This window comes from Streptomyces viridosporus (assembly GCF_002078235.1).
In the GTDB taxonomy this organism is placed as follows: Bacteria; Actinomycetota; Actinomycetes; order Streptomycetales; family Streptomycetaceae; genus Streptomyces; species Streptomyces viridosporus.
The window spans coordinates 1-728 of record NZ_MSGP01000915.1 but is presented as its reverse complement, the minus strand read 5'-3'; the positions used below and the strand labels follow the sequence as shown (position 1 = coordinate 728).

At 72.7% G+C, this 728-nt stretch carries 2 pseudogenes; both read left to right on the top strand.

What is annotated here, in order from left to right:
* Window positions 1-395, top strand: a pseudogene (locus B7L92_RS38650) (hypothetical protein); the annotation flags it as partial.
* A 6-nt stretch (window positions 396-401) separates the two neighbouring features.
* A pseudogene (locus tag B7L92_RS38645) lies at window positions 402-728 on the top strand (iron uptake transporter deferrochelatase/peroxidase subunit); the annotation flags it as partial.

Sequence of the window (728 nt, the reverse complement as noted above, 5' to 3'; positions counted from 1 at the left end):
AGGCGGCCGCCTCCGTCTCGTCCCCGTCGTCCGCCGCACCCGGCCAGGGCACCGGCGCGGTGACCCTGAACATGCCGTTCGACACCGGTGGCGGCAACGGCAAGGGCATCGTCACGATCGACCTCGACCCCGCGGGGGTGGGCGACAACGACCTGCACCTCTATGTGGAGCGCACGGACGGCGAGGCCTTCGACGTCCCCGAGGTGAAGGTCGCCCTCACCCTCTCCGCCCAGGACATCGGACCGCTGCCGGTCGTCCCCGACCGCGTCGCCACCGGACACTGGTCGGCGAGCGGCGTGCAGATCCCGATGGCGGGCGACTGGAAGATCGAGGTGACCGTGCGGACGTCCGACATCGACCAGGTGACCGTCTCCAAGAACGCGAAGATCGGCTGAACCACCATGGCTGACCAGTCCATTCCGCAGGCCCGCACCCCGGAGGCCGCCCAGGAGGGAGCCACCGCACAGAGCACCGGGACCACCGGGGCGTCCGGGAAGGGCCTGTCCCGACGACGGTTGCTCGGCACCGCCGGGGCCACCGGGCTCGTGCTCGGTGCGGCGGGCGGAGGAGCCGTGGGATACGCGGCGGCGCCCGTCGGGGCCGCTCCGCTGACCTCGGTGGGTGCCGGGCGGGTGATGTTTCACGGGAAACGTCAGCCCGGCATCACCGAGAGGCTCCAGGCCCGCGGTCATCTGATCGCCTTCGACCTGGCGCCCGGCGCCGGCCGC